The organism is Methylobacterium platani (genome assembly GCF_001653715.1).
GTDB lineage: Bacteria > Pseudomonadota > Alphaproteobacteria > Rhizobiales > Beijerinckiaceae > Methylobacterium > Methylobacterium platani.
The window spans coordinates 191,580-216,734 of the sequence record NZ_LWHQ01000022.1; the positions used below are offsets into that span (position 1 = coordinate 191,580).

Consider the following 25,155-nt stretch of genomic DNA (forward strand, 5'->3'; position numbering starts at 1 on the left):
AGCTCGTGTCGTGGACCGTGCCCGAAGGCGACAGCTCCCTTCATGGAGATCCCTTGCAGGTTTCGATGACTCTGTTGCTGTCCGCCGAGTTTTTGATCACGTCGCTCGTTTCGAACGTGAATCCTGAGCCGTCACAGGCCAACGAAAGCCCTATTCCCGAGGGCGAATACCAACGGTCCTAGAGGTTGACCTGTGCCCAGTCACGCGATGGGATGGATGTTACGAGTCCTGGGTCGTTGGCGAAGAGGTTCCAGGCGCCGCAGCAGGCCTCGACGATCTGCCTGTCGTCGCGGAACACCCGATTGGCGAGTTTGTTCTGGCGCAGGTACTGCCAGACCAGCCCCATCGGGTTCGACTCGGGCGACGAGGCCGGCAGGGGCAGATGCGCCGGACGCCTTGGCATCGACGTGTCGATGCCAAGGCGCGAGGGTCTTGTCGAGAAATCGACGATCTCGAACATGGAGACAGGCCGCGCCTCGATTCCCAGGTTCCGAGGCGAGGCGCGCCCCGACTTGCTGATCTATCGTCCGAGGTGAGCGTCGAAGAACCGCGCGATATCGGTGAAGGCCTCCCGGGTTTCCGGGGCGTCGATGTTCCCCATGTACTGGGCGTGCGATTGGCCTTCGTAGACGTTCAGGTCGGCGGCGACGCCGGCACGTTTGAGCGCGCGATGCGTCCGCACGGTGTTCGACAGGAACAGATCGCGCGTGCCCGAGGTCAGGATGGCGGGCGGGAAACCGCTGAAATCGCCGTAGATCGGCGAGAGCTGCGGATCCTTCAGGTCGTGACCCGCCGCATACAGCCTGGCGGCCCGGCCGAGCCAGCCGTCCCAGGTCACCAGGATGTTGTCGACCCATTCGTTGCTCTTGTAGGTGTCGCCGGTGTCGGCGATGTCCGACCACGGCGTGCCCGGAGCGATGGCGGCGGGCAGCGGCAGGCCTTCCTGCTTGGCGCGATGGATCATCGCGAGGGTCATCGCCCCGCCCGTCGAGGTGCCGAGGATCGCCATGTTCTTCGGGTCGGCCATCGTGACGGCCGCCTTCCATACCGCCATCGCATCGTCCATGGCGGCGGGGTAGGGGAAGTCGGGCGGCATCCGGTAGTCGACGCAGATGACCTTGAAGCCGCCGAACCCCGCGATCATCAAGGCCTCGGGCAGCGCCGCTTCACCCGGGGCGAAGACGTAGCCGCCGCCATGCACGTGAACGAGCAGGCGGTTCTTGTTCGCCTCCGGCATCGATTTCGGCGTGACGATGTAGGCCTTGACCCCACCGATCACCGCGGGCTGAACCGTGACCGCCATCTTCTCCTGCATCGCTGGAAGCGCGGCTCGGATCAGGGCGGCCCGCCGTTCGATCAGGTCCTTCCACTCGGCCGCGCTTTTGGGGTCGGCGTTGAAGTGGGGTGGGAAAGGAGCGGCGATCAGCGCCTGCGCGGCGGGGCTGACCCCTTCGACCGGGACCGGGATGGTCTCGGCCGGGCGCTGCCGCGGACCCGGCTTGCTGTTCGCGGCCGCCTGCTGGGCGGCGAACGGCTCGCTTCCAGCCTTTCCGTCGGTCGCCGCCGGCGGCGTGGGGACGGCGTGTTGAGCCGATGCGGCCGGGATCGCAGCCGACGCGGCCAGCGCGAGGATACACATACGCAGAAACGGCGACATTCTTCCTCCCGAAGATTGTTATAAAATTTTTAATGCATGGTTCGACGGCAAGCGGCCGGCTCTCCATGATTTGCCGGCCGAAAGTTGCGAGTTCGGCGCCAGGTTTGCTGACGCGGGATCGTCAGAACGGTCGCTCAGCGCGAGAGTTTCTGTTTATCGAGCCACTCGGCGACAAGCTGCGCAACGGTATCGGAGTTCTTGTCCATCATCAGCATGTGGGTGTTGCCGTGCAGACCCGCCTTCGGCAGCTCGAGCCATTCGACGTGTCCGCCCGCCCCGTTGACGGCGTCCCGCCACGCGGCATTCGCCCGAACCAGCGGCGCCCAGAACGGAACCTCGTCGAGGTAGTCGCCCCAGACCACGAGGTGCGGAATGCCCTTCACGGTTGCAGCATTCACCTTCGCCGCGTCGGGCGCTCCCGACGGCTCGACGAGCACGAGCGCCTTGACGAGGTCTGGATTGTGCAGCGCGGCCGTGTAGCCGAAATTGCCGCCCTGGCTGTGCACCACGATCACGCATGGGCAGACCTGGCGTACATAGGCGTCGTAGGCGGCCTGCGTCGCCGCATCGTTCGTCGCCCAGCGCGGCACCGCCTGTTTGGCGAACTGATCGTAAGCGGCGAGCGGGAACTGCGTGCCGTCGAATGCGCGGCGCGCAGCCGGGTCCGGCGCCCAGCCCTCGGCAGGGCCGATGCGGAAGATGTCCCAGCCTTCCTTCTTGGTGCGGAAGAGCGGCGGCGAGGTATAGATCTCCGGGTAGCGTGACCAGGAGGCACGCCCGCGCTCGACCGCGTCCGAAACGTACGTGTCGTAGCCGTGATCGAGGAAGAACTGCTGCCAGCCCGGTTTGCCGTCAGGCTTCGTCTCCCATGTCACGCCCGAGAGACCACCCCCATGCCAGAGCAGGATCGGGAGCGGGGCTGTGGGCTGGGCGAGCTTGACGTACTGGACATACATCTGGCCGGTCTCGAACTGCCCGTTCGGATCGACCGTGACGGGCGCCATTCCGGCGGTGAAGCTGATCTTGGTCTGCGGCAGACCCTGCAGCACGACTTCGTGGCCGCCGATGTGGAAACTGCCGACCTCACGCACCCGATATTCCGCCTGGGCGGTGCAGGAAAAGATGCCGAGTGCGACCGGTACGAACGCGAGCAAGGCCTTGTTCATACGTTTCCGTCCTCCCTCTGGCGCAGTGTTGTCCACTGTCGTCGCTATGGGGTAGCCCACTTGCGACGGGCTGTCACGGAACTCCGGTTTGCCGTCTGCGCTTCGGGACAAGCGCCTGATCCGCGACGGGAGCAGGCCGACGCCTGATGTCCTCCCGCATGCGACGGCCCGGTTCGCGGGCAAGGCCGGTGGGAGAGATGCCGCCGCTGCGCCGCTCGTTCCCCGGATGGGCAATCGGCTGGGAAGCCTGGGTGGCGGGCGATGCCGGTCTCTCCCGGCGGTGCTCCGGCCCACCAGCCGGACTGAAAGGGAGAGCCACAGCCGTTCCGGCCGGAGGCGGCGTGAGACCCGTGGGCCGGGGCTGGACCGTATCGCCGGTTTCACGCAGTGGACGGGGGGGCTTCGATGCCCCGGCACAGTCGGATGCTCTGCCTTTCGCCCCCGAACGGCAGCGGGCAGGAAACGCAAGGCACCCCCCTGGCGTCGGCCCCTCGTCAAAGCATGTCGGGGGTGCTCAGATCGCGAAAAGGCGCCGATCCGCGAACAGGTGCCGGCGGATGCGGGAGGATGCAATGGTGAAATGGGTCGTGGGGGCGGTTGCCCTGTGCCTTGCGGCGACATCGGTCAGCGCGGACGTCTTCCCGATCGGGGCCGGCACCGAAGGCCGCCGGTGGCTGCAGGAGGCTCCGACCGCTGAGAACCCGATCAAGCGCTATCCCATCACCCTCGAGGACGGGGTGATCGTGACGGCCCGGGACGGGGTGAAACTCGAGGGCCGCCTCTTCCGCCCCACGCTCGCGTCGAGCGAGAAGGCGACGCCCTGCGTGCTGATGACGGACGGCTACGGCCGGGCGAGCAACACGGGCGCATCCTTCGATGGTCCCCTCTTCGACATCGCCAGCCGCGGCTACGCGGTGCTGCACCTGTCGCTGCGCGGCTCGGGCAAATCCGAGGGCAAGGCGGATCTCTACGCCCATTTCGGCGAGGACGGGTACGACGCCGTCGAGTGGATGGCGGCGCAGCCCTGGTGCGATGGCCGTGTCGGCATGGTCGGTCCCTCGCTCCTCGGCATCAGCCAGTGGCTCGCCGCCAAGGAGGCGCCGCCTCACCTGAAGGCCATCGTTCCCGAGGTGGCCTGCGGCGACTGCTACGGCGAACTCTGGTATCCCGGCGGCATGCGGCCTGGGCCCGGACGCGAGGCGCGCAAATCGTCGCCGGGTGCGGAGGCCGAGTACGCCACCGCCATCGCGCATCCCGACTTCGATGCCTGGTGGAAGGCGCGCACGACCTTGGCCGACGCAGCGGCCGCGATCGGCAAGCGCAGGGTCGCCGTCTTCGTCGCCGGTGGCCAGGACGACTACATCTCGCCCGCCAACCTGCGCCTCTATACCCAGCTCGGTGCCGATGCGCGCAAGCGCCTGTTCTTCGGTCCCTACGCCCATGGCTGGCACATCGGGCTGATCCAGGAACTGCAGGTCCAGTGGCTCGACCGCTGGCTCAAGGACGAGGCGAACGGCGCCGACGCGGGCGCGCGGGTGATGATCTACATCAAGGGGGCGAACCGCTGGCGGAGCGAGGCCGACTGGCCGCTGCCCGATGCCCACCAGACCCGCCTGTTCCTCTCGGGCCAGCGCAGCGGTTCGGCGCAGAGCGTGAACGACGGCTCGCTCACGGTGCGGAAGGCCTCCGCCGGCGAGGCGGTCCAGGTAACCTATTCTCCCGAGGCAGGCCCGTTCCTGCCCGTGCTCCTGAGCGCCACCAAGGGCCGTTCGGTGCTCGACCAGCGCGCGATCGAGGCGAAGGTTGCGACCTGGACGACGGAGCCCCTCGCGGCGGCCACCGAGGTGACCGGCTATCCCCGCGTCTCGCTCTGGGCGAGCGCGACGGCACCGGATGCCGATCTCGTCGTCAGCCTCAACGACGTCGCCCCCGACGGCACGTCCCGGCAGGTGATGCAGGGCTACCTCAACGCACGGCACGCGAAGGATCTTCAGGCTGCACCGACCGCGATCACCCCCGGGGAGCTGCGGCGGTACGATCTCGAGCTGTTCCCCGTCGCCTACGTGTTCGGGGCCGGGCACCGCATGCGGCTGGCGATCGCGGGCGGAGCCGAGCCGCCGGCCGGGCTGCCCTTCCCGCAGGGCCCCGGCAAGAACCCGACGGCGAATACCTGGGCGATCGCCACGGATCCCGAGCACGCCGCTACGCTCGATCTGCCGGTCATCGGCACCGGGTGGCAGGAGCTGCGCTAGACCCGAGACCCCGGCTCATGCGCCGGGACTGGCGCACGCCGTGATCCGCGACGGCAGACGATGCGGCGCCGTCACGCTGACGGCGCCTCGTCGGCCGGTCCCGGGCGCATGCAGCGTCAGCGGAACGCGACCCGGGATCCGGTCCGAGACCGCACGAGGCGTCCGCCCGCTTCGCTCCCGTGGTCCGGGACTGGCAGAAGTTCATGACGATCCGCGAGCCCGAGGGCAGGATGCCGCCGCCCTGCAGGGGCGAGCCGGGCGGGCTGTGGGACGAGACGGCCTCAGCTCCCCGTGAAGTTTGGCTCTCGGCGCTCCGCCATCGCCCGCACGCCCTCCTTGAAGTCGGCGGTCGCGAAGTGCCTCTGCTGCTCGGCCAGCTCGTGCTCGGTCGCCGCGGCGATCGCGTCGGCGAGGCCGGCGCGGAGCGTCGCGCGGGTCGATCGCACGGCGATCGGCGAGGAGACCGCGATCTCCCCGGCGAGCGCGAGGGCGGCGGACCGGATCTCGTCCGTCGGCACGAGCACGTCGACGAGACCGATGTCGCGCGCCTGCGAACCCGTGATCCTGCGCCCGGTGTAGAACAGCAGGGCCGCCTGCTGGGCGCCGACGACGCGGGGCAGCGTCACGCTGAGGCCGAAGCCCGGATGGAAGCCGAGCCGGCTGAAATTGGCCGTGAACCGCGACTCCTCGGACGCCACCCGGAAGTCTCCGACGAGCGACAGGCCGAGCCCGCCCCCGACCGCCGCGCCCTGCACCGCCGCGATCACCGGCAGCGGGCAGCGGAAGAGGCGGACGGCTTGGCGATAGAGGTGGTCGGTGCCGCGATCCTGCCCGGTCCCGACCGTGTCCGAGGCGGGGCGGGAGAAGTTCGCCCCGGCGCAGAAGTTCTTGCCCGCGGCACAGAGCACGATCGCGCGCAGGCCCGCGGCCACGAAGCCGTCGAAAGCCTCGGCGAGATCGCCGATGAGCTCCTTGTCGAAGAAGTTGTTGGGCGGCCGGTCGATCTCCGCGATCCCGACGAAACCCCGCTGGCTGAGACGGACGTCGCTCATCTGAGACCCAAACCCCTCGCGATCATGCCCCGGAGAATTTCCCGCGTGCCGCCGCGCAGCGAGAACGAGGGCGCGGTCAGCACCAGATGCGCCAGGACGGAGGGCAGCACCTCGGCCGCCTCGTCCTCGGGCTCGACATCCGCGACGAGGCGGATGACCTCGACGGTTTCCTGCTCCAGCACGTTGCCGAGATCCTTGACCAGGGCGGCCTGGAGCGCCGGATCCTCGCCGGCCTGGAGCATCCCGGCGACCGAGCGGGAGAGCCGGCGCAGGGCGATGATGTGGCTCGTCAGGCGCCCGAGCGCGACCGCGGCGCGCTCGGGCGCGTCCGGGCCGAGCGCCCGCACCGCCTCGGCGAGCAGGGTGAAGGACGACAGGAAGCGGTCGGGGCCGCTCCGCTCGTAGGCGAGTTCGCCCGTGACCTGCTTCCAGCCGTCGCCCTCCCGGCCGAGGATCGCGTCCTCCGGCAGGAACAGGTCCTGGATCGCCACCTCGTTGAAGTGGTGCTCGCCGCGCATGTCGATGATCGGACTCACCGTCATCCCGGCGCCGCGGGCCTTCGTCATGTCGACGAGGAACTGGCTCGCCCCGGCATGCCGGTCGGTGTCGGACTTGGCTTCGGTGCGGCAGAACAGGATCATGTAGTCGGCCTCGTGCGCACCCGACGTCCAGACCTTGGTGCCGTTGACGAGCCAGCCGCCCTGCACGCGCTGCGCCCGCGTGCGGGCCGCCGCCAGGTCCGAGCCGGAATCGGGCTCGCTCATGCCGATGCAGAACGAGCACTCGCCGGCGGCGATCCGCGGCAGGATCGCGGCCCGCTGCTCCTCGGTGCCGTTACGCAGGAGGTTGGGCCCGCTCTGGCGGTCGGCGACCCAGTGGTAGCCGACGGGAGCCCCGGCCGCGAGCATCTCCTCCAGGACGACGTAGCGCTCGAGCGCCGAGCGCTCGTGGCCGCCATACTGCCTGGGCCAGGTCATGCCGATCCAGCCGCGCTCGCCCATCTTGCGGCTGAAGGCGCGGTCGCGCCCGCTCCAGGAGGCGGCCCGCTGCTGGGGCGTCCGGTCGGCGAGCTCGGCGGCCACGAAGGCGCGGACCTCGGCGCGAAGCCGCTCCGTCGCTTCGGAGGGCGGCGGCGGCGGCGCGAAGGCGAGAGCGTTCTGCATGGCGGAATTCCTGCGTCAGGCCGAAGCGACGACGAGAAGGGCATCGGCGATGGTGCAGCCGCGGCCTTCCGGATGCACGATGACCGGATTCAGCTCGAGCTCGGCGATCCGGGGGCTTGCGACCGCGAGCCGGGACAGCCGGGCGACGAGGTGGGCCAGGGCCGCGGCATCGGCGGGAGGCGCGCCGCGAAACCCGGCGAGCAGGGGAAAGCTCCGCAGCTCCCCCAGCATCGCCGCCGCCTCGCCCTCGTCGACCGGGGCGATGCGGTGGACGGTGTCGCGCCAGATCTCGGCCTGCGTGCCCCCGGCCCCGACGGTGACGACGGGCCCGACCGCCGGGTCGCGCAGGACGCTGACGATCACCTCGACGCCCCCCGGCGCCATGCGCTCGAGGAGAACGCCCTCGATCGCCGCGTCCGGCGCGTGCCGCGCCGCGGCCGCGCGGATACCGCGATAGGCCTCCCGGAGCGCGTCCGGTCCGGCAATCCCGAGCCGGACGCCGCCGGCCTCGGTCTTGTGCGCGATTCCGGGCGAGACGACCTTGGCGGCGAGCGGGTAGCCGACCGCCTCCGCCGCCGCGTCGAGCGCGGCCTCGTCCCGCACCAGGCGGGAGGGAGGCGTCTCGATTCCGCAGGCCGCCAGGACGGCCTTCGCGGCCGGCTCGGTCAGCGGTCCGGCGGTACCGAGGAGGGCGACGGCTTCGTCCGGCAGCCCCTCGTCCTGCCGATCCTCGTCCGGCGGGGACCCGGCCGCGCCGGTCCGCGCCAGGGCGCGGGCGGCGGCGGCCAGAAATCCCATCGAGCGCAGCACCGCCACGCCCGCCCCGGCCATCGTGGCGAGACCGAGCGGGGAGGGGAGGGTGTAGGAATGGACGAGGACGGGCTTGCGCCGCGCCGCGACGAGCGCCCCCAGATCCGTCCCGTCCAGCGTCACGCGGTGGGGATTCGCCAGCGAGGTCACGATCACGACGATGTCGATGTCGTCGTCGTCGAGCAGGAGGTTCGCGGCCCGCAGCGTGCCGCCGCCTTGCGCACCCTGGGCGGTGAGATCGACCGGGTTGCGGGCCGTGCCGTAGCTCGGGATGAAATCGCGGATCCGCGCCTGCGTCGCCGCCGAGAGGGCGGGCACCTGGAGGCCGGCGAGGCTCAGGCTGTCGGCCGCGAGCGCGCCGGCGCCGCCCGACACGGTCAGGATCGCGACCCTGTCGCCGCGCGCCGGCGGGTTGGTGATCAGCGCGCCCATCACCGAGAGCGCCTCGTCGAGATCGCTCGCCGCTCCGATGCCGAGTTGCCGGAACAGCGCCTCGTAGCCCGCCTGCCATCCCGTCATGCTGGCGGTGTGCGAGGCCGCCGCGGCGCTCCCGGCCTCGGTCCCGCCGACCTTGATCGCGACCACCGGCTTGCCGGCCGAGGCGGCCGCCCGGGCCGCGGCCCGAAAGGCCGGGAGGTCGCGGATGCTCTCGATGAACAGCAGGACGCCGTCGGTCTCCGGGTCCTCGGCCATGTGCCGGAAGAAATCCGCCGCCGACAGGTCGGCCTCGTTGCCGGTGCTGACGATCGACGAGAACGACAGCCCGAGCGCCCGCCCGCGGTTGTAGAGGGCAAACCCGATGCCGCCGCTCTGCGCCACCACGCCGATGCGCCGGGACGAGACCGCCGGACCGCCGACCGCCGGATCCTCGACCGCCGGGCTGAAGGTCGCCGTGACGCGCGCCGGCTCGTTGTAGAAGCCCTCGGCGTTCGGGCCGCAGATCCGCATCCCGGTCCGCCGCGCCAGCGCGGCGATCCGGCCCTGGAGATCGGGCGCGGCCGCCGTATCCTCGGCAAAGCCCGACGAGATGACGACGGCGTTGCGGATTCCGGCCGCGGCGCATTGCTCGAGGGCGGGCAGGACGGCCTCGGCCGGGATCGCCACCAGGGCGAGATCGACGGGACCGCCGACCGCCGCGACGTCCGGATAGCAGCGCAGCCCGTCGATCTCGGGGTAGCTCGGGTTGATCGGGTAGATCCGACCCGCATAGCCATTGGCGCGCAGCAGGTGCAGGAGGGCGCCCCGGATGCGGGTCCGCTCGGGCGAGGCGCCGATGATGGCGATCGAGCCCGGCGCCAGCAGCGACGTCAGCGAGGCGCTCATGTCAGGCGGCGTCCGTGATCATGGCGCCCGTGATCATGGCATCGGTGACCATGGTGTCGGTGATTTTGGCCCACAGCCCGTCGGCTCCGGCCGCCAGCGCCCCGCGGCCGACGAGGGCGTTCCATTCGGCCTCGTTGCCGAACTCGTCCCGCCACGCCCACAGCCGGCGCGTCAGGTGGTGGAGCTCGTATTCCTGCGTGAAGCCGATCGCGCCGTGGACCTGATGCGCGAGGCCGGCCACGATCGAGGCCGCTTCCCCGGCGCGGGCCTTGGCGGCGCCGACCACGAAGGGGTCGAGGCCGGCGGCGAATGCGTCGGCCGCCAGGTCGGCCGCCGCACCCGCGGCGGCGGCCTGGCCGGCGAGCACCGCCATGTTCTGCTGGATCGCCTGGAACTTCCCGATCGGGCGCCCGAACTGCACGCGGGTCTGCACGTAGGCGACGCAGACCGCGAGGATGCGCGACAGGGCCCCGGCCATCTGCGCCGTCCGCAAGGAGGCCCCGGCCGCCCGGAGCTGCTCGGGCGAGATCGGCGAGCGTCCCGCCGTCACCGGACCGTCGAAGGTGAGCGCATCGCGCGGCTCGTTGGCGACGCTGCGCCCCTCCGCGACCGCGAAGCTGCCGGCGGGCACGCACGCCACCATCGGACCCTCCGGCCCCTCCGCCACCACGGCGATTGCGGCGGCCTGCCGCCCCCACGGCACCCGCGCCGCCGTTCCGGCGAGGTGCCACGCATCGCCCTGGCCCGTCCCGGACAGGGCGAGGGGCCCGCGCCGCACCGGCGCGACCGTGAGAATGCCCGCGGGCACCGGCAGCCCGGCGCGGGCGAGGAGCCAGCCCGCCAGCATCGTCTCGGCGAGGGGGATCGGCGCGGCGTGGGCCGCCGCGACCCGGACCAGCCCGAACGCCTCGGCCGCACTCGCCCCGAACCCGCCGCTCTCCTCCGGCAGGAGGGCCGCCGTGTAGCCGGTATCCTCGACCGCCGCCCAGAGCGCGGCTGGCCAGTGGCCGCCATCGGCGGCCTGCAGGACGGTCTTGCTCACCTGAGAGGCGAACAGGCGCTCGGCGCTATCCGCGAGCTGATCGCTCATGACATGGTCTCTGGCGTGTCTCCCGAGGCGAACCATCGGCCCGCGCCCGCGCGCCGGGCAAGCGTCGCTGCGCCGGACCTTGCGTTTTCGCGATCGTGAAAACGCGCGCGGGCCGGAGAAAAGCCTTGGCGGGCAAGCCTTGTCGGGAAAGCCTTGTCGGGAACGCCTTGCCGGGGAACGGGATGCGCGCGCTCGGACGCAGGCCGGCATGGTCCACGGGGCGCGGACGATCACCGGACCCGCAGGCTGACGGTTCGCTGCTTGCGGTCGGCACGAGGGCTTCGCTTGCCCCCGACGAGACCGCCTCAGCGCGCCCGCAGCCCGTCCCACCATGCGTCGTCGAAGCCGAGGAGCGCGGGCGTGTCGCTCTGCGCCGCCCCCGACAGCCAGCGCTTGCCGCCATCCACCACCGTGCAGTCGCCGGTCACGTAGGAGGCGAGGCCGGAGACCAGGAAGGCGCAGACCTCGGCGAGCTCCCGGTGCTCGCCGACCCGCGCCAGCGGGATGGTCCGCTCCGGCGCCGGCTTCTCGAGACCCGGCGGCTGCAAGCCCGCTGCCGCGCCGGGCGTCGGGAAGGCCCCGGGCGCGACCGCGTTCAGCCGGATGCCGTGCCGGCCCCACTCGACCGCGAGGCTGCGCGTCATGGCGAGGACGCCCGCCTTGGCCATGGCGGAGGGCGTCGCGAAGGCCGCGCCGCCGAGGCTCGAGAGGGTCAGGATCGACAGGACCGTGCCGGGCCGGCCGGCGGAAATCCAGCGGCGCCCGCAGCCCAGCGTGCAATAGGCGCTGCCGTGCAGGACGATGCCCAGGACGGCGTCGAGGGCGCGGGTCGACAGGCGGTGGCTCTGGGCGAGGAAGTTGGCGGCCGCGTTGTTGACGAGGATGTCGAGCGGGCGCTCGCGCCAGATCGCGTCGAGCATCGCCTCGACCTGGGCCGGATCGCGCAGGTCGCAGGGAATCGCGTCGACCTGGCGCCCCGGATGCGCGGCCCGGAGCGCCGCCGCGGCCTCGTCGAGCACCTCCCTGCGCCGGCCGCAGATGACGAGGTCGGCGCCGAGCGAGAGGTAGCGCGTTCCGATCGATCGGCCGAGCCCGGTGCCGCCGCCGGTCACCAGGGCACGTTTGCCGGCCAGGAGGTCAGGTGCGAACATCGTGCGCTTGCCCCCGATCGGGTTGCCCCGGATCATCCTGCCCCAGTCCGAAATAGGCGCGGCGCAGGCCGTCGTCGGCCTGGATCTCGGCCGGCGTGCCGCCGAAGCGGATGCGCCCGCCCTCCAGGGTGAAGACCCGGTCGCCGAGTTCGAGGAACTTGACGTTCTGCTCCGCGATCAGCAGCGACAGGCCGCCGGCGCGGCACGCCGCGAGGGACCGGATCACGGTCGCGACGAAGAGCGGGGAGAGGCCGGCCGACGGCTCGTCCATGACCAGGAGCTTCGGGTCGCCCGCGAGCGCCTTGGCGATGCCGAGCATCTTGCGCTGGCCGCCCGAGAGGCCGCCGGCGGCCTGGCGACGCTTCTCCTTCAGCACCGGGAACAGGTCGTAGAGCTCGGCCGCCCGGGTCCGGGCCCTGGCGCGCGGCGTGAACAGCGCGCCGAGATCGATGTTCTCGTCGACGGTGAGGTCGGGAAAGACGCCGAGCTCGGACATGAAGGCGAGGCCGCGCTGCACCCGCGCGCGGGTCGGCAGGCGCCCGATCGACTCGCCCCGGAACCGGATCTCGCCGCCGCGCTGCGGCAGGAGGCCGAGGAGGCACTTCATCAGCGTGGTCTTGCCGGCGCCGTTCGAGCCCAGGAGCACGACGGTCTCGCTCTCGCCGACATCGATGTCGACGCCCCAGAGCACCTGCATGGTGCCGTAGCCGGTCTCGAGACCGCGCGTCGCCAGAAGTTCGGTCATGTCGGGAGCCCGGTCATGCGGCCGCGGGCTCCGGTGCGCCGAGGAACACCTCGACGACCGCGGCGTCCCGCACCGCGTCGCGCAGGCGCCCGCCGAAGATCTCCCGACCGGCATTCATGACGACCACCCGGTCGGTGATGCTGTCGATGAAGCTCATCAGGTGCTCCACCACCACGAGGCCGATGCCCTCGGCCGCCAGCGCGCGCAGGCGCCCGGCGACCCGGTCGAGCTCGACCGGGTTCAGGCCGCAGGCGAGCTCGTCGACGAGGAGCAGGGACGGGCGGGTCACGAGGGCGCGGGCGAGGTCGAGCAGCTTCTGGCTCACGCTGTTGAGATCGCCGACCCGCCGCCGCGCGTGAGCGTCGAGCTCGACGCTCGCCAGGACCGCGTCGATGTCGACGCCGTCGAGGGCGGCGACCTCCAGGTTCTCGCGCACGCTGAGCGAGGCGAAGGGCTTGGGCACCTGGAACGTCCGGTTCACGCCGGCCGCGCAGCGCCGGTGCGGGGCGAGTCCGGCGAGCGAGACCCCCGCGAGGCGGATCGTGCCGGCATCGGCCGGCAGCAATCCGCTGATCACGTTGATCAGCGTCGTCTTGCCCGAGCCGTTCGGGCCGATCAGCCCGACGATCTCGCCGCGCCGGACCGTGAGGTCGACGCCGTCGAGCGCCGTGAAGCCGCCGAACCGCTTGACGACGCCGGAGGCCTCGAGGAGGGGCGCGGCGTCAGTCATCGCGGCGCCGCCACGGCATCCGGATGCCCGCGAGGCCGTCGGGGAAGAACATCACCAGCGCCATGATCAGGAGTCCGTACACGAGCTGAAAGTATTGCGGGGCCGAGACGCCGATCGCCGTGTAGGTGCCGTACAGGACGGCGACGCCGATCACCGGACCGAGCAGGGTGCCGGCGCCGCCGAACAGCGTGAACACGATCGCGAAGATGCTGAACGAGATGTCGAACACCGCGTCGGGGAAGAAGGTCGGGGCGCTCCAGGCGAAGACGGCGCCGATCAGCCCGGCGGCGGTGGCGCTGACGAGCCAGACGGTCAGGCGCCCGCGCACCACGTCGATCCCCGCGGTCGCCGCCGAGATCGGGTTGTCGCGCGCCGCGCGCAGGCGCAGGCCGAACCGCGAATGGCGCAGGAAGGCGACCACGCCCATCGTGAGACCGAGGATCGCCAGGGCGAGCCCGTAGGTCAGGCGCGGGGCGTAGGGAACGTCGAGCCGCACGCCGTAGGGACCGCCCGTGAGCGCCTCGAGGTCCGGGTTGGCGATCGTGTGCCGCAGCGCCTCGGCGGCGGCGAGGCTGGCGAGGCCGAAATAGGCGCCCTGGAGCCGCAGCAGCGGCGCCAGCAGCAGCCCCGCCAGCCCGGCCGCGAGGCCCCCGGCCAGGACCGCCGCCAGGGGCGGCGCCGCGGCATGCAGGGTCGCGAGGGCGAAGCCGTACGCCCCCGCCCCGAAGAAGCCGACATAGCCGAAGGGCAGGTAGCCCGAGAAGCCGTAGGTGAGGTTCAGGCCCTGGGCCAGGACCAGGAACACCACCGCGTTCAGGAGCAGGAGCTGGTTGTTGTAGAGGAGCGGCAGGACGGCGAGCAGCGCCAGGAGCGGCGCGATCGCGAGGCCCGCCTCCCGCACGAAGCCTCTCCGGATCGGACGCTCACGCATGGCGGACGCGCCTCCCGAGGAGGCCCGTCGGCCGCACCAGCAGGACCAGGATCAGGACGAGGTTCGGCAGGAGGTCGGCGAAGCTGCTGAGATAGGTCCGCATCAGCATCAGGCAGACGCCGTAGATGGCGCCGCCCAGGATCGTGCCGAGCGGGTTGCCGAGGGAGCCGATCACCACGATCGCGAACGAGACGAGATCGATCGGCACGCCGATCGACGGCGTGAAGCTGCCGAGCATGAACGGGGCGAACACCCCCGCCACCGCCGCGAGCCCGGTGCCGAGCCCGAAGGCGACGGCCGAGACGCGGTTGACGTCGACGCCGATCGTCACCGCCTCCTCGCGCTGCGCCATGATCGCCCGGGTCTGGCGCCCGAGGCGGGTGTGGTAGAGGTAGAGGTAGGTCGCGCAGAACAGTCCGACCGAGACGGCCGCCGCGCACAGCCAGGCGAACGGGATCGTCTGGCCGAGCACCGGGACCGGCCCGCCGCCGAGGATGCGGCTCGGGATCGAGCGCTCGTTGTTGCCGAACAGCATGCTCATCACCGCCTCGATGACCTGCGACAGGCCGAAGAACAGGATGAGCGACAGCATCTCCGGCTCGCGCGAGCGCTGCAGGCGCGGCACCAGCGCGTAGTAGACCGGGATGCCGATCGCGAAGAACAGCACGAAGCTGCCGATCACGGTCAGGACCGGCGAGACCGCCGCGACCCGCATCAGCCAGAACGCCGTGAAGGCGCCGAGCATCAGCACATCGCCATGGGCGAGGTTGACGATGCGCATCACGCCGAACACGAGGTTCATCCCGAGGCCGACGAGCCCGAAATAGAGCCCGAAGATCAGCCCGGTCAGGAGGGCGTAGGTCAGCATCCGAACTACGGCGCCGGATAGACGGGCTTGGCGGTCGCGAGGTCCGCCGGCCAGACGATGTTGAGACCGAGCGATGTCGACCCGGCGGCCGGCGGCATGATCTGGCCGAGCGGGGCGATCTCGCCGCTCTGCGAGCCGTCGGGGGCGAGCACGAAGGGCCCGCACAGGGTCTCGAGATTGCCCGAGAGCGTGAACACCGCCCGGCGCAGCTCGAGCTGGTCGAGACTGTCGGCCGCTGCCAGCGACTTCTCGATCACCAGCCCGGCCTGATAGCCGGCGATGGCGTTGTAGCCGAACTCGACGCCCTTGACGTTCTTCTCCTTGAGCCAGTGCTCGTAGGCCTCCTCGAACTCGTGGCGCTTGAGGCCGTAATTGACCTTGAACTCGTACGAGCCGGGGCCGGCGAGGGCGAAGCTGTAATGCAGCTGGTCGGCGAGGCCGTTGCTCTTGATCAGGTTCTGCTCGGTCAGGCCGTAGCCGGTGAACAGGAACTTGAACTTCGTCTCGTTGTCGCTGAGCGCGCGCAGGAACGACAGCTCGTTTGCCGGGTAGCCGAATTCCAGCACGGCATCGGGCTTGGCCGCCGCCATGTTGTTGACGAGGACCGTGTAGTCGCTGGTCGTCTGGGGCACGCCGCGGTCGAAGACGAGCTTGAGCTCGGGCGTGTCCTTCAGGGCCTTGCGCACCGCCGCCGCCTGGAACGCCGTGTAATCCGCCGTGACGTAGAGCAGGGCGACCGACGCGATGCCGAGCTTCGGCATCTCCTTGACGAAGTCGGCGATGGTCTTCGGATAGCGGTCGGTCGCCGCGAGCGCCAGCAGCACGATGTAGGGATTGTCGGAACTGAAGAAGTTCGGGCTCGACCCGGTGATGTCCCACAAGAGCATCTTGTGGTCGCGCGCGACCGGGACCGAGGCCGCCGTCATGACCGAGGTCGAATCGGCGAGAAGGATGTCGACCTTGTCCTGGGTGATGAGCTGGTTGGTGAGGTTGCCGGCGAGCGCCGGGGAGCTCTGGTCGTCGTAGGAGATGAGCCGGATCGGAATACGTTTGTCGAAGCCCTTGACGAAGACGCCACCCTGCTTGTTGAGCCCGTCGGCCCACCATTCGAGGGCGACGTGGAGGGGCATCGAGGTGCTCGCCATGGCGCCGGAGCCGGCATAGAGCGTGCCGATCCGGATCTCCGCCGGCGCATCGGCCGCGCGGACCGCCGTAGCCTGGAGCGCGATTGCGGCGAGGCCGAGTGCGAAAGCCGCCCGTCTCGTCCATCCGCCCATCCGCCGGCTCTCTCGCCTCGCCCACTCCATCGTGTCCTCCCTGCGGACATTCCGTCCTGCTGTTCTCGGCCCGTCGTTCCCGATGCGCCCGTGATCGCGGTTGCGCGCTCAAGCCCCCGCCGGCCCGGCCTGATCGCCTTCCGGCAGGCCCATCTCGCCGTTGTGCTCGCCGAGATGCGGGGCGCGGCGATGCACGGGCGGCCGCACCCGGTCGAAGCTGACGGGGAGCCCGACCGTGCGCAGGCCGAGGCCGGGCAGGTCGCGCAGGAGATCGAGGGCCGCGAGGTGCGGGTCGTCCCGGACCTGATGCAGATCGTTGATGCGCGCGCACGGGATCCCGGCCCGCTCCAGCCGCTCGACCCAGGCCGCGGTCGTGCCCTCGAGAAGGATCCGGGCGATCCGCGGAATGATCGCGGCCTTGTTGGCGACCCGTAGCGCGTTCGTCCGGAAGCGCTCGTCCTCGCCCCATTCGGGATGGCCGAGCGCGACGGCGAGCTTGCGGAACAGCCGGTCGTTCGCGGCCGCGATCACGACCTCGCCGTCGGCGGTCACGAAGGACTGGAACACGACGACGCGCGGGTTGCCGCTGCCGTGACGGGTCGGGTGCTCGCCCGTCGCCAGGAATCCGGCGAAGTGGACGGTGAGCCAGCCGAGGGCCGTCTCGTAGAGGGAGGTGTCGACGACGCAGCCCCGCCCGGTCCGGCCGCGCTCGATCAGCGCCGCGAGCGTGCCGAGGGCGGCCCAGAGCCCGGTGCCGAGATCGAGGACCTGCATGCCGACCCGCGTCGGCGGGCCGCCCTCCTGGCCGTTGACGCTGAACAGGCCGGCGGCGGCCTGGATCATCGGCTCGTAGCCGCCCTGGAGCCGCATCGGCCCGGCATGGCCGAAAGCCCGGAGCGAGCAGTAGATCAGCCGCGGATTCTCGGCGCGCAACACGTCGGCGCCGAGCCCGAGCGCCTCCAGGCTGCCCGGGCGCATGTTCTGGACGAGCACGTCGCAGCCGGCGACGTGCTCCTTCAGCCAGGCGATCCCCGCCGGGTCCTTGAGGTCCAGGGTGACGGCGCGCTTGTTGCGGTTGACGGTGTGGAAGGTCGTCGCCATCCCGTCGACGAAGGGCGGGCCCCAGCCGCGCGCGTCGTCGCCGCCCTGCGGGCGCTCGATCTTCAGGACGTCGGCCCCGAGCATGGCCAGGATCTCGCCCGCATAGGGGCCGGCGATGTTCTGGGCGATCTCGACCACCTTGGTCCCGGCGAGGGGCAGCATGCTGGCGATTCCCGACCTATCGATGTCCCGGGGCGGCCCTACCGGCCGGTAAAGGCGGGCAGCCGCTTCTCGACGTAGTGGGCGACGCCCTCGCGAAAATCCTCTGTCTCGCGGCAGCGACGGATCTCGTCCTCGGAGGCGCGCACGGCCTCGCCGAGGCGCTGCACCCAGGCTTCCTGCAGCTGCCGCTTGATGATCCCGACCGACCGCGGCGAGGCGAGATTCGCGAGATCGGCTGCGTAACGCTGGACGGCGTTGCGGAAGTCCTCGGCAGGCAGCATGCGGGCGAGGCCGATCCGGTCCGCCTCCGCGGCCTCGATCACCCGGCCCGACATCAGCAGGTCGGCGGCATTCATCGGGCCGACGAGCCGCGGCAGCAGCCAGGCGCTGCCATGCTCGGCCACGAGCCCGCGCCGTGCGAAGGCCGTGGTGAGCTTGGCTCCGGAGGCGACGAACCGCAGGTCGCAGTAGAGCGCGAGGCACAGGCCGACGCCCGCCGCCGCGCCGTTGATCGCCGCGATGATCGGCTTGGGGATGCCGAGGAGGTAGCTGTAGCGCTGTGCGAGATCGGACGTGCCGCGATCCTCCGGCGGCGGCGCCGCGGCCGTCCCGCCGGACGAGGCCGACAGGGCCGCCATGTCGGCACCGGCGCAGAAGGCGCGCCCCTCGCCGGTGAGGACGATCGCCCGTATCTCCGGATCGCCGGCGGCCGCCTCGAGCGCCGCGCGGACCTCCGCCTCCATGGTCGGCGTCCAGGCGTTCATGCGGTCGGGCCGGTTGAGCGCGATCGTCGCGACCCGCTCGGACCGGCTGACGAGGATCTGCGTGTCCTGGCTCAACCGCCCCTCCGCCGCGATCGCTTCCTTGATGTCGTTGTACGGCGTATGCCCCGGGGCGGCGAGCGAGGCGCGGCGTTTTCACGGATGAGGAAATGCACCGCGCTGCCGCAGATGCGTGGATCCGGGCTCGAACTCCCGGCTGGACTATCAATCGGATCGAGATCCGAGCAGTCGCTCCAATTCCTTCAAGCCAATTCTTTCAAACATCGAGGCGCCGGGCACCACGCCGTCGCTCGGTTCGACACGCGCCCGCGGGGCGCGCCGAAGCGGCCGGCAGCCGGATCAGTGGAACGCTGCGCCGCTCTCGCTCCCCTTGGGGAAGGCGGCGCGGAGTTCCGAGAGGATCAGCTCCTGCTTCTCCTCCAGCCGCTCGACCGGGGCGTGGACGCTCATCGCGAGGCGCCGGCCGTCGGGCGCGTCCGGAATCAGGATGCCGATCATGCCGCCGCCGACGACGACGGTGTGGCGCGAGAACACGTAGCCGTCGGCCCTGACCTTGTTGATGTGCTCCATCAGCTCGGGCAGCCGCACCCGCTCGGAGCGGTCGAGGGTGTCGTAGTTGATCCGCCGGACGAGGTGCTCGATGCGCTCGTTCGAATGGGCGCTGAGCAGCAGCCAGCCGAGGCCGCTGCGCGTCAGCGGGCGGACCGTGAAGGGCTTCTGCCGGTAGGGCGCGGGCTGGTGCGAGCAGAGGCTGTGGACGTACTGGGCGTAGAGGTCGCTCTGGGTGCCGAGGCAGACGGTCTCGCCGGTGACCGCATGGATCCGCTGCATCGCCGGCAGGACGTTGCTCCCCGCGAACCGCGCCGGTTCGATCCAGTCGACGAGGTTCGGCATCCGCAGCGTCGGCATGTAGATATGCGTGTCGCGGTCGTATTCGAGGTAGCCGAGCGTCACCATGCTCTTGAGGATGCTCGACGCGCTCGAGGCCGGGTAGCCGAGCCGGTCCATGATGTCCTTGAGCGCCAACCCGTGCCGGACCTCCGCGAAGCACTCGAAGATCTCGAACACACGTCGCGCGGATTTCACCGTCTGATCGTGCACGGTCCTTCCTCCCTGACCCGGTTCGCGACGGACGCTCCGTCAGCCCGGGTTTTTGTTAGCGTATTCCGAATCACCGGATCGGCAAGCGTCCGCGGGCGATGCGACCCTGCGCGACGCGGTTGCCCTCGGTCCAGGTGAGGTCCGGCCAGGGTCAGGTCTTGACCAGCGGGCACCCGCCCTGCGCGAGGGGCTTGGCGGCGTCGGGGCCGGGGATCTCCGTCACCACCTTGCAGTAATCCCAGCGCGCCTTGCTCTCCGCGGGCGTCTTCACCTGGAGCAGGAAGGCCGGAACCAGGGCGCGGCCGTCCTGGCGGACCACGGTCCGGCCGAAGGCGTCGTCGTCGGCCGGCATCTCCTTCATGCGGGCGACCGTCGCGGCTCCGCTCGCCTTGGCGGCGGCGGCCCCGAGGGCGGCGACCGCCTTGAGGTAGTGCAGCGTCCCGGCATAGCAGCCGGCATGGACCATGCCCGGATAGGCACCCTGCATCCGCGGCAGCACGCGCTGCGTGAAGGCGCGCGTGCGCGCATTGGCGTCCCAGTAGAAGCTGTTGGTGTGCAGGAGGCCTTGCGTCAGGGGGAGGCCGAGCGCGTTGATGTCGTTGAGGAACATCACCGGCGCGGCGACCCGCATGCGGTCGCGCAGGCCGAACTCGCTCGCCTGCTTGAGGCAGTTCACCATGTCGGTGCCGCCGAGCGCCAGGCCGAGCACGTCGGCGCCGCTGCCTTGCGCGGCGATCAGGAAGGACGAGTAGTCGGTCGCGCCGATCGGGTAGCGGGAATTGCCCACGACCGTGCCGCCGGCCTGCTGCACGAAACCCGCCGTCTCGCCCTGGATCGCGTTGCCGAAGGCGTTGTCGGTGGTGATGAAGTACCATTTGCGCCCGCCGGCCTTGACGGTCTCGGTGCCCAGCGCCTTCGCCAGCATGTAGGCGTCGTAGGTCCAGTTGATGGTGTTCGGCGTGCACTGCGCGCCGGTAAAGTCCATCGACGTGACCGCGGTGCCGATGCAGGCCTTGTTGCGCTCGGCGGTGACGAAGGCGAGCGCCAGGGCGACGGAGGAGTTCGGCAGGCCGATCACCATGTCGACGCCCTCGGCGTCGTACCAGCGCCGGGCGATCGCCGAGCCGACATCCGGCTTGTTCTGGTGATCGGCGAACGCGACCTCGACGGTAAAGCCGTGCTGCTCGGGGGCGAAATCCGCGACGGCCTGCTGCACGCAGGCGACACCGCCCGGCCCGAGCAGGTCGGTGTAGATGCCGGAGAAATCCGACAGGACGCCGATCTTGATCCGCGGAAGCCGGGTCGCGGTGGCTTGCGTCCCGGTGGTTCGGGTCTGGCTCCCGGCACCTTGGGCGCCGCTGCCTTGAGCGCGCGCCCCGCCGCTCCAAGCGGCCGCGAGCACGGTGGCGCCGCCCATCAGGGCTCGCCGCGAGATTGTCATCGCGTCATCCTCCCGGATCGACCGTGGTCGTCGTGCGGTTCAGCGCCGAAGGCGCGGCTTCTCGATTCCGGCGAGGTCGCACAGGGCGTCGACCATCGCGGAGAAGTCCTTCGTTCCGAAGCCGCGCGCCCGCGCGGTCGAGAACGCCTCGCGGGCGGCGGCCAGGATCGGCATCGGCACCCGCGCGGCGTGGGCGGCCTCGCTGACCAGCGTCAGGTCCTTGTGCGCGAGGTCGATGGTGAAGCCCGGCTCGATGTCGCCGGCGAGCACCTTGTTCGGCCAGGCGATCTTCAGCTGCCCGTTGACCGCCGTGGTGCCGTACAGGACCTCCAGCGTGCGCTCGAGATCGAGGCCGAGGCGCTGCGACAGGCCCAGGGCCTCGGCATTGAGCTGGCAGGAGGTCACCGCCAGGTAGTTGTTGACGAGCTTCGTCCGCGTCCCGGACCCGACCGGGCCGCAATGGTAGATCGTCGAGCCCATGCCCTCCAGGAGCGGCTTGACCCGGGCGAAGTCGGCCTCCGAGGCGCCGACCATGAACAGCGACTCGCCGCGGTCGGCGTGGCTCGCCAGCCGGCCGACCGGCGCGTCGACGAAGCCGATGCCGCGCTCCCGGGCAGCCGCGGCGAGCTCGTCCGTGGTCTCGGGGGAGACCGTGCTCATGTCCATGACGAGCGAGCCCGGCTCCGCGTTCGCCAGAATGCCCCCGGGGCCGGCCACCACCTCGCGCACCACCGCCGAGTTCGGCAGCATCGTGACGATGATCCCGGATTGTCCCGCCACCTCGGCGGCGTCCGCCGCGGCGCGGGCCTGCAGGCTCTCGAGCTCCTGCACCGCCGCCGGGTTCACGTCGTTCACGACGAGCCGGAAGCCCTTGCGGCAGAGGTTGGACGCCATGGGCCGGCCCATGCGGCCGAGCCCGATGAACCCCACCATCTCCATGCCTGTCCTCCCGCTCTTGCCGCCCGTTCGTCGCCGGCGTCTTGAGCGCGATCTTAGGCGCCGGCGGCGCGGCGCGAATTCGAATTCCGTGAGACCGGATATGCCGAGAATGAAAGTGCGCCGGGTCCGCCGCCGCGCGCACATCTCGCCGGGAGAAGGTACGCCGCCCGTTCCCCCGTGAGGGCGACGCGCTCCGCCGGAGGCCCGGCGGACGGTGCGCGAGGGACGTGCCCGACCGGAGATGACGATGACCGTTTCCCCACCCGATGCCGCCGGCGAGGCCGGGACGGAATGGCCGCTCGCGGTCTACCGCGCCTTGCGCGAGGCCGGCGTGACGCAGGCCTCCTACGTGCCGGATGCCGGGCACGCCCGGCTGATCCGCGCCCTGCACGACGATGCCGAGGTCCGCACCACCGTCCTGACGACCGAGGAGGAGGGGATCGCGCTCGCGGCGGGCGCCTGGCTCGGCGGAGCCCGCTCGGTCCTGCTGATGCAGTCGAGCGGGGTCGGCAACTGCATCAACATGCTGTCGCTGCCCGCGACCTGCCGGGTGCCGTTCCTGACCCTGGTGACGATGCGCGGCGAGTGGGCCGAGTTCAACCCGTGGCAGATCCCGATGGGCCGGGGCACGTCCGCCGCCCTCGAGACGATGGGCGTCACGCTCCTGCGCCTCGAACGGCCCGAGGAGGCCGCCGAGGTGGTCGCGGCCGCGGCGAGCATCGCCTTCGACGGCGATCAGCAGGTCGCCGTGCTGATCTCGCAGCGCATGCTGGGACGCAAGAAGTGGGTCGAGGGCAAATGAGGTCGCACGATGACGCCGAGGACGGTCACGCAGGGGACGATCGCACCATGTCGGACATGCCGGGAACGCTCGATCGCCGCCGGGCCGTCAAGGTCCTCCTCGCCGAGCGCCGCGACCTCCTGGTCGTGACCGGCCTCGGCTCGCCCGCCTACGACGTCTTCGACGCCGGCGACCACGACGGCAACTTCTATCTCTGGGGCGCGATGGGTGGGGCCGCCCTCGTCGGCCTCGGCCTGGCGCTCGCCCAGCCCGCGCGGCCGGTCGTGGTCGTGACCGGCGACGGCGAGCAGATCATGGGGGCCGGGGGATTGATGACGGTCGCGGTGGCCCGTCCGGGCAACCTCACGATCGTCGTTCTCGACAACGGCCATTACGGCGAGACCGGCATGCAGCGGAGCCATTCCGGCCTCGGCGTCCGGCTGGACCGGGTCGCGCAGGCCTGCGGGATCGAGGACGCGGTCGAGATCGCCGACGAGGCGGGGCTCGCGGCCTACCGGCCGACCCTCCTCGTGACCTCCGGCGGACCTCGGTTCGTGCGGGTGCGGATCGCCTCCGGGCACGTCGAGCGGGCGTTGCCGCCGCGGGACGGCGTCTTCCTCAAGCACCGGATGCGCGGGCATCTCGGCTTCGCGGTCACCTAGAGCCAAGCTTCTTTCCAGGGGCAGTACCCGAGACGAGACAGCCGCCGACGGTGAGCGGCCCGTCCGCTCGCGATATCAAGGCGTGGGTGCAGAGAGGCGACCTTGCGGCTGCCTGCCCCGCATCCGGGCATCCCGCCCCCGGCGAGGTCGGCCGTGTCGGCCACGTGGTGCCGGGTCAACGGTGCGGCCCCACCGGGCCGGCAGGATGGCGGCCCGGCACTCGCCGAAGCCGATCGAGGCGGAGCCCTCGCGCTCGCGCTGGCAGCGCGCCGTCATGACGACCGCGTTGCCGTCCTCCAGGATGGCGGGGCCTCGCCGTCCGGGGAGATGATTCCGAACGGCATGGTCGGAATCGGAAAGTCCGCGTGCCCGTTCGCCAGATCGGATGTCCCGATCTCGGAGAGAAGCGTCTCGCTCTCGAGCCGGGTCTGGAGATTGAGCCAGAACAGGTGCGAGGTCCGGAAGTAGCGGGCCAGGCGCAGGGCCGTGTCGGCGCTGATGCCGATCTCCTCCTTCACGATGCGCTCGATGCGCGAGCGCGGCAGGTGGAGCGCCTTGGCGACCGCACCCGACGAGAGCCCGAGCGGCACCATGAACTCCTCGCGCAGGATCTCGCCCGGATGGATCGGCGGCAGCATCGTGACGCCGTCGGGATCGTCGAAGGATCGCCGCAGGGCGTCGAGCGTGACGGCGTCCGACGTGGTGGCATCCGACATGGGTGTTCCCTCGATGGTAGTCGGTGAACTCGACGCGCTCGGGACCGGCCTCGGTCCAGACGAAGCAGATTCGGAATTGCGCATTGACCGCGATGGCATGTTGCCCCGCGCGATCCCGTTCGAGCGGATGCAGCCGGTTCGAGGTCGGGATTTTCAAGTCGTCCAGCGCGGTCGCGCCGTCCAGGGCGATCAGGCGACGGCGAGCGGCCCTGAGCAGATCGGCTGGGAACCCCTTCGGGCATCGGCCCCGGAACACGCCGTCAAGGGCGGGGGGCTGGCTCGCGACGCCCGGGCGGCTCAGCCCTGCCCCGCGCAGGCGAGGTTCAGGAACTCGCGGAACGTCCGCGCGGCCGGGGCGAGCTCCGTGTCGGCCCGCCAGGCGAGGCCGACATCCATGGTCGGGATGTCGTCCTCGATCTGGCGCCGCTCCAGGCGCTGGCCCTCCAGCGACCAGGGCCGGTAGACGAGGTCGGAGAGTATCGTGACCCCCATCCCGGCCGCCACCATGCTGCGCACCGATTCGACGGAGGATGTCCGGAAGATCACCTCCGGGCGGAACGGCGTCAGCGCCCAGTAGCGCCCGGCGGTGTGGCCGGCCTCGTCGACGGTGAGCATGATGTAGGGGTGGCGGGCGACGTCGCTCAGGCCGACGCGGCCCTGGCGCAGGAGCGGGTGCTCGGCTGGCAGCCACAGCCGACGCCGCGAGCGGATCAGGGCCTCGGAGGCGAGCGCGTCGCGGGCCTGGATGTTCGACACCAGCATGACCGCGATGTCGAGGGCGCCGTCGAGCAGCGCCTGCTCGATCACGTCCCGCGGCGCCTCGAACAGGGTCAGCGTCACGCCCGGAAAGCTCGAGGCGAAGCGCGCGTGGTGGCGCGGCAGGAAGTAGCCCGCCACCGTGTAGGTCACCCCGACCCGGACCGTGCCGGTGACGGCGGCACCCGCCGCCCGCGGCTCGCGCACCGCCTCGGCCACCGCCGCCATGATGTTGCGGCCGTGGAGCAGGAAGCGGTTGCCCTCTCGCGTCAGGGCGACGCCCGCCGCGTGACGCTCGAACAGGCGCACGCCGAGAGCCGCCTCGAGCTGCTGCACCGCCGCCGTCACGGCGGATTGCGACACGTTCAGCTCCACCGCCGCCTGGGAGATGCGGCCTGACTCCGCCGCCGCGATGAAGTAGCAGGGCAATCGGGTGAAGTGTCATGGGGCAACGAGCCTGACGAGGTAGTCGTCGTCCCAGCCTGCGGTTTTGAGGGCA

General features: G+C 71.0%; 23 protein-coding genes and 2 pseudogenes. 4 read left to right on the top strand and 21 right to left on the bottom strand.

Annotation, left to right across the window (positions count from 1 at the left end):
- Nucleotides 1-182, top strand: a 182-nt coding sequence (locus A5481_RS34960; protein WP_048434519.1) for a hypothetical protein, incomplete at its 5' end; no start/stop codon positions are given.
- Here A5481_RS34960 and A5481_RS33495 read toward each other — a convergent pair.
- The 3 genes from A5481_RS33495 to A5481_RS13465 form a co-directional block, all read right to left on the bottom strand.
- On the bottom strand, nt 179-460 hold the full coding sequence (locus A5481_RS33495; protein ID WP_156311883.1) for a hypothetical protein: 282 nt from the start codon (nt 458-460) through the stop codon (nt 179-181). The two genes, A5481_RS34960 and A5481_RS33495, sit on opposite strands and share 4 nt — an antisense overlap.
- A gap of 60 nt (nt 461-520) precedes the next feature.
- Entirely contained in the window at nt 521-1,657 is a 1,137-nt protein-coding gene (locus A5481_RS13460) for an alpha/beta hydrolase (protein WP_245238884.1), read from the bottom strand.
- A 134-nt stretch (nt 1,658-1,791) separates the two neighbouring features.
- Complete coding sequence (locus tag A5481_RS13465) at nt 1,792-2,823, bottom strand: alpha/beta hydrolase (protein ID WP_048434521.1); 1,032 nt, start codon at nt 2,821-2,823, stop codon at nt 1,792-1,794.
- 572 nt (nt 2,824-3,395) lie between these two features.
- On the opposite strand from A5481_RS13465, the gene A5481_RS13470 reads away from it, so the two are divergent.
- Nucleotides 3,396-5,075, top strand: coding sequence for a CocE/NonD family hydrolase (locus A5481_RS13470; RefSeq protein ID WP_048434522.1), 1,680 nt, complete (start codon nt 3,396-3,398; stop codon nt 5,073-5,075).
- A gap of 281 nt (nt 5,076-5,356) precedes the next feature.
- Here the strand turns inward: A5481_RS13470 and A5481_RS13475 are convergent, their stop codons facing one another.
- The 15 genes from A5481_RS13475 to A5481_RS13545 form a co-directional block, all read right to left on the bottom strand.
- Nucleotides 5,357-6,127: an enoyl-CoA hydratase/isomerase family protein gene (locus A5481_RS13475; protein ID WP_048434523.1), complete on the bottom strand. Its 771-nt coding sequence runs from the start codon at nt 6,125-6,127 to the stop codon at nt 5,357-5,359.
- Nucleotides 6,124-7,290, bottom strand: coding sequence for an acyl-CoA dehydrogenase family protein (locus A5481_RS13480; RefSeq protein ID WP_048434524.1), 1,167 nt, complete (start codon nt 7,288-7,290; stop codon nt 6,124-6,126). The genes A5481_RS13475 and A5481_RS13480 overlap by 4 nt, the downstream gene beginning before the upstream one ends.
- A gap of 15 nt (nt 7,291-7,305) precedes the next feature.
- On the bottom strand, nt 7,306-9,423 hold the full coding sequence (locus A5481_RS13485; protein WP_048434525.1) for an acetate--CoA ligase family protein: 2,118 nt from the start codon (nt 9,421-9,423) through the stop codon (nt 7,306-7,308).
- A gap of 1 nt (nt 9,424) precedes the next feature.
- Nucleotides 9,425-10,513 (bottom strand): acyl-CoA dehydrogenase family protein, encoded by a 1,089-nt coding sequence (locus tag A5481_RS13490; RefSeq protein WP_048434526.1) that lies wholly within the window; start codon nt 10,511-10,513, stop codon nt 9,425-9,427.
- A 305-nt stretch (nt 10,514-10,818) separates the two neighbouring features.
- Entirely contained in the window at nt 10,819-11,664 is an 846-nt protein-coding gene (locus A5481_RS13495) for an SDR family oxidoreductase (RefSeq protein ID WP_048434541.1), read from the bottom strand.
- Nucleotides 11,651-12,409, bottom strand: a complete 759-nt coding sequence (locus tag A5481_RS13500) for an ABC transporter ATP-binding protein (RefSeq protein ID WP_048434527.1) — start codon at nt 12,407-12,409, stop codon at nt 11,651-11,653. The genes A5481_RS13495 and A5481_RS13500 overlap by 14 nt, the downstream gene beginning before the upstream one ends.
- Nucleotides 12,410-12,422: 13 nt before the next feature.
- Complete coding sequence (locus A5481_RS13505; RefSeq protein ID WP_048434528.1) at nt 12,423-13,139, bottom strand: ABC transporter ATP-binding protein; 717 nt, start codon at nt 13,137-13,139, stop codon at nt 12,423-12,425.
- Nucleotides 13,132-14,070 (bottom strand): branched-chain amino acid ABC transporter permease, encoded by a 939-nt coding sequence (locus A5481_RS13510; protein WP_048434529.1) that lies wholly within the window; start codon nt 14,068-14,070, stop codon nt 13,132-13,134. Before A5481_RS13510 ends, A5481_RS13505 begins: the two co-directional genes overlap by 8 nt.
- Nucleotides 14,063-14,938: a branched-chain amino acid ABC transporter permease gene (locus tag A5481_RS13515; RefSeq protein ID WP_048434530.1), complete on the bottom strand. Its 876-nt coding sequence runs from the start codon at nt 14,936-14,938 to the stop codon at nt 14,063-14,065. The genes A5481_RS13510 and A5481_RS13515 overlap by 8 nt, the downstream gene beginning before the upstream one ends.
- 5 nt (nt 14,939-14,943) lie before the next feature.
- Entirely contained in the window at nt 14,944-16,215 is a 1,272-nt protein-coding gene (locus A5481_RS13520) for an ABC transporter substrate-binding protein (protein ID WP_048434531.1), read from the bottom strand.
- Nucleotides 16,216-16,323: 108 nt separating this feature from the next.
- The gene (locus tag A5481_RS13525; protein ID WP_048434532.1) at nt 16,324-17,478 is read right to left on the bottom strand and encodes a CaiB/BaiF CoA transferase family protein; all 1,155 of its coding nucleotides are present in this window, start codon (nt 17,476-17,478) and stop codon (nt 16,324-16,326) included.
- Nucleotides 17,479-17,516: 38 nt separating this feature from the next.
- On the bottom strand, nt 17,517-18,317 hold the full coding sequence (locus A5481_RS13530) for an enoyl-CoA hydratase-related protein (protein WP_048434533.1): 801 nt from the start codon (nt 18,315-18,317) through the stop codon (nt 17,517-17,519).
- Between the two features lie 282 nt (nt 18,318-18,599).
- Nucleotides 18,600-19,361 carry an IclR family transcriptional regulator gene (locus A5481_RS13535; RefSeq protein WP_048434534.1) on the bottom strand — a complete coding sequence of 254 codons (762 nt, stop codon included), beginning with the start codon at nt 19,359-19,361 and terminating at the stop codon, nt 18,600-18,602.
- A 151-nt stretch (nt 19,362-19,512) separates the two neighbouring features.
- Nucleotides 19,513-20,802: an ABC transporter substrate-binding protein gene (locus A5481_RS13540; protein WP_048434535.1), complete on the bottom strand. Its 1,290-nt coding sequence runs from the start codon at nt 20,800-20,802 to the stop codon at nt 19,513-19,515.
- A gap of 39 nt (nt 20,803-20,841) precedes the next feature.
- Nucleotides 20,842-21,741 (bottom strand): NAD(P)-dependent oxidoreductase, encoded by a 900-nt coding sequence (locus A5481_RS13545; protein WP_048434536.1) that lies wholly within the window; start codon nt 21,739-21,741, stop codon nt 20,842-20,844.
- 247 nt (nt 21,742-21,988) lie between these two features.
- Between A5481_RS13545 and A5481_RS13550 the strand changes: the two genes are divergently transcribed.
- The gene (locus A5481_RS13550; RefSeq protein WP_156311884.1) at nt 21,989-22,543 is read left to right on the top strand and encodes a thiamine pyrophosphate-binding protein; all 555 of its coding nucleotides are present in this window, start codon (nt 21,989-21,991) and stop codon (nt 22,541-22,543) included.
- Between the two features lie 56 nt (nt 22,544-22,599).
- On the top strand, nt 22,600-23,184 hold the full coding sequence (locus A5481_RS13555) for a thiamine pyrophosphate-dependent enzyme (protein WP_156311886.1): 585 nt from the start codon (nt 22,600-22,602) through the stop codon (nt 23,182-23,184).
- Nucleotides 23,185-23,573: 389 nt separating this feature from the next.
- On the opposite strand, the pseudogene A5481_RS35215 reads toward A5481_RS13555, so the two are convergent.
- The 3 genes and pseudogenes from A5481_RS35215 to A5481_RS13565 all read right to left on the bottom strand — a co-directional run.
- A pseudogene (locus A5481_RS35215) lies at nt 23,574-23,822 on the bottom strand (HigA family addiction module antitoxin); the annotation flags it as partial.
- Nucleotides 23,823-23,973: 151 nt separating this feature from the next.
- Nucleotides 23,974-24,156, bottom strand: a pseudogene (locus A5481_RS35835) (type II toxin-antitoxin system RelE/ParE family toxin); the annotation flags it as partial.
- A gap of 41 nt (nt 24,157-24,197) precedes the next feature.
- The gene (locus A5481_RS13565; RefSeq protein ID WP_048434539.1) at nt 24,198-25,085 is read right to left on the bottom strand and encodes a LysR family transcriptional regulator; all 888 of its coding nucleotides are present in this window, start codon (nt 25,083-25,085) and stop codon (nt 24,198-24,200) included.
- Between the last annotated feature and the right edge of the window lie 70 nt (nt 25,086-25,155).

Coding starts and splice junctions, on each gene's coding strand:
- A5481_RS13495 (WP_048434541.1), bottom strand. CDS start 11,664: ATGTTCGCACCTGACCTCCTGGCCGGCAAACGTGCCCTGGTGACCGGC.
- A5481_RS13465 (WP_048434521.1), bottom strand. CDS start 2,823: ATGAACAAGGCCTTGCTCGCGTTCGTACCGGTCGCACTCGGCATCTTT.
- A5481_RS13480 (WP_048434524.1), bottom strand. CDS start 7,290: ATGCAGAACGCTCTCGCCTTCGCGCCGCCGCCGCCGCCCTCCGAAGCG.
- A5481_RS13520 (WP_048434531.1), bottom strand. CDS start 16,215: ATGGGCGGATGGACGAGACGGGCGGCTTTCGCACTCGGCCTCGCCGCA.
- A5481_RS13555 (WP_156311886.1), top strand. CDS start 22,600: ATGCCGGGAACGCTCGATCGCCGCCGGGCCGTCAAGGTCCTCCTCGCC.
- A5481_RS13550 (WP_156311884.1), top strand. CDS start 21,989: ATGACCGTTTCCCCACCCGATGCCGCCGGCGAGGCCGGGACGGAATGG.
- A5481_RS13460 (WP_245238884.1), bottom strand. CDS start 1,657: ATGTCGCCGTTTCTGCGTATGTGTATCCTCGCGCTGGCCGCGTCGGCT.
- A5481_RS33495 (WP_156311883.1), bottom strand. CDS start 460: ATGTTCGAGATCGTCGATTTCTCGACAAGACCCTCGCGCCTTGGCATC.
- A5481_RS13505 (WP_048434528.1), bottom strand. CDS start 13,139: ATGACTGACGCCGCGCCCCTCCTCGAGGCCTCCGGCGTCGTCAAGCGG.
- A5481_RS13490 (WP_048434526.1), bottom strand. CDS start 10,513: ATGAGCGATCAGCTCGCGGATAGCGCCGAGCGCCTGTTCGCCTCTCAG.
- A5481_RS13470 (WP_048434522.1), top strand. CDS start 3,396: ATGGTGAAATGGGTCGTGGGGGCGGTTGCCCTGTGCCTTGCGGCGACA.
- A5481_RS13475 (WP_048434523.1), bottom strand. CDS start 6,127: ATGAGCGACGTCCGTCTCAGCCAGCGGGGTTTCGTCGGGATCGCGGAG.
- A5481_RS13485 (WP_048434525.1), bottom strand. CDS start 9,423: ATGAGCGCCTCGCTGACGTCGCTGCTGGCGCCGGGCTCGATCGCCATC.
- A5481_RS13540 (WP_048434535.1), bottom strand. CDS start 20,802: ATGACAATCTCGCGGCGAGCCCTGATGGGCGGCGCCACCGTGCTCGCG.
- A5481_RS13500 (WP_048434527.1), bottom strand. CDS start 12,409: ATGACCGAACTTCTGGCGACGCGCGGTCTCGAGACCGGCTACGGCACC.
- A5481_RS13545 (WP_048434536.1), bottom strand. CDS start 21,741: ATGGAGATGGTGGGGTTCATCGGGCTCGGCCGCATGGGCCGGCCCATG.
- A5481_RS13515 (WP_048434530.1), bottom strand. CDS start 14,938: ATGCTGACCTACGCCCTCCTGACCGGGCTGATCTTCGGGCTCTATTTC.
- A5481_RS13525 (WP_048434532.1), bottom strand. CDS start 17,478: ATGCTGCCCCTCGCCGGGACCAAGGTGGTCGAGATCGCCCAGAACATC.
- A5481_RS13510 (WP_048434529.1), bottom strand. CDS start 14,070: ATGCGTGAGCGTCCGATCCGGAGAGGCTTCGTGCGGGAGGCGGGCCTC.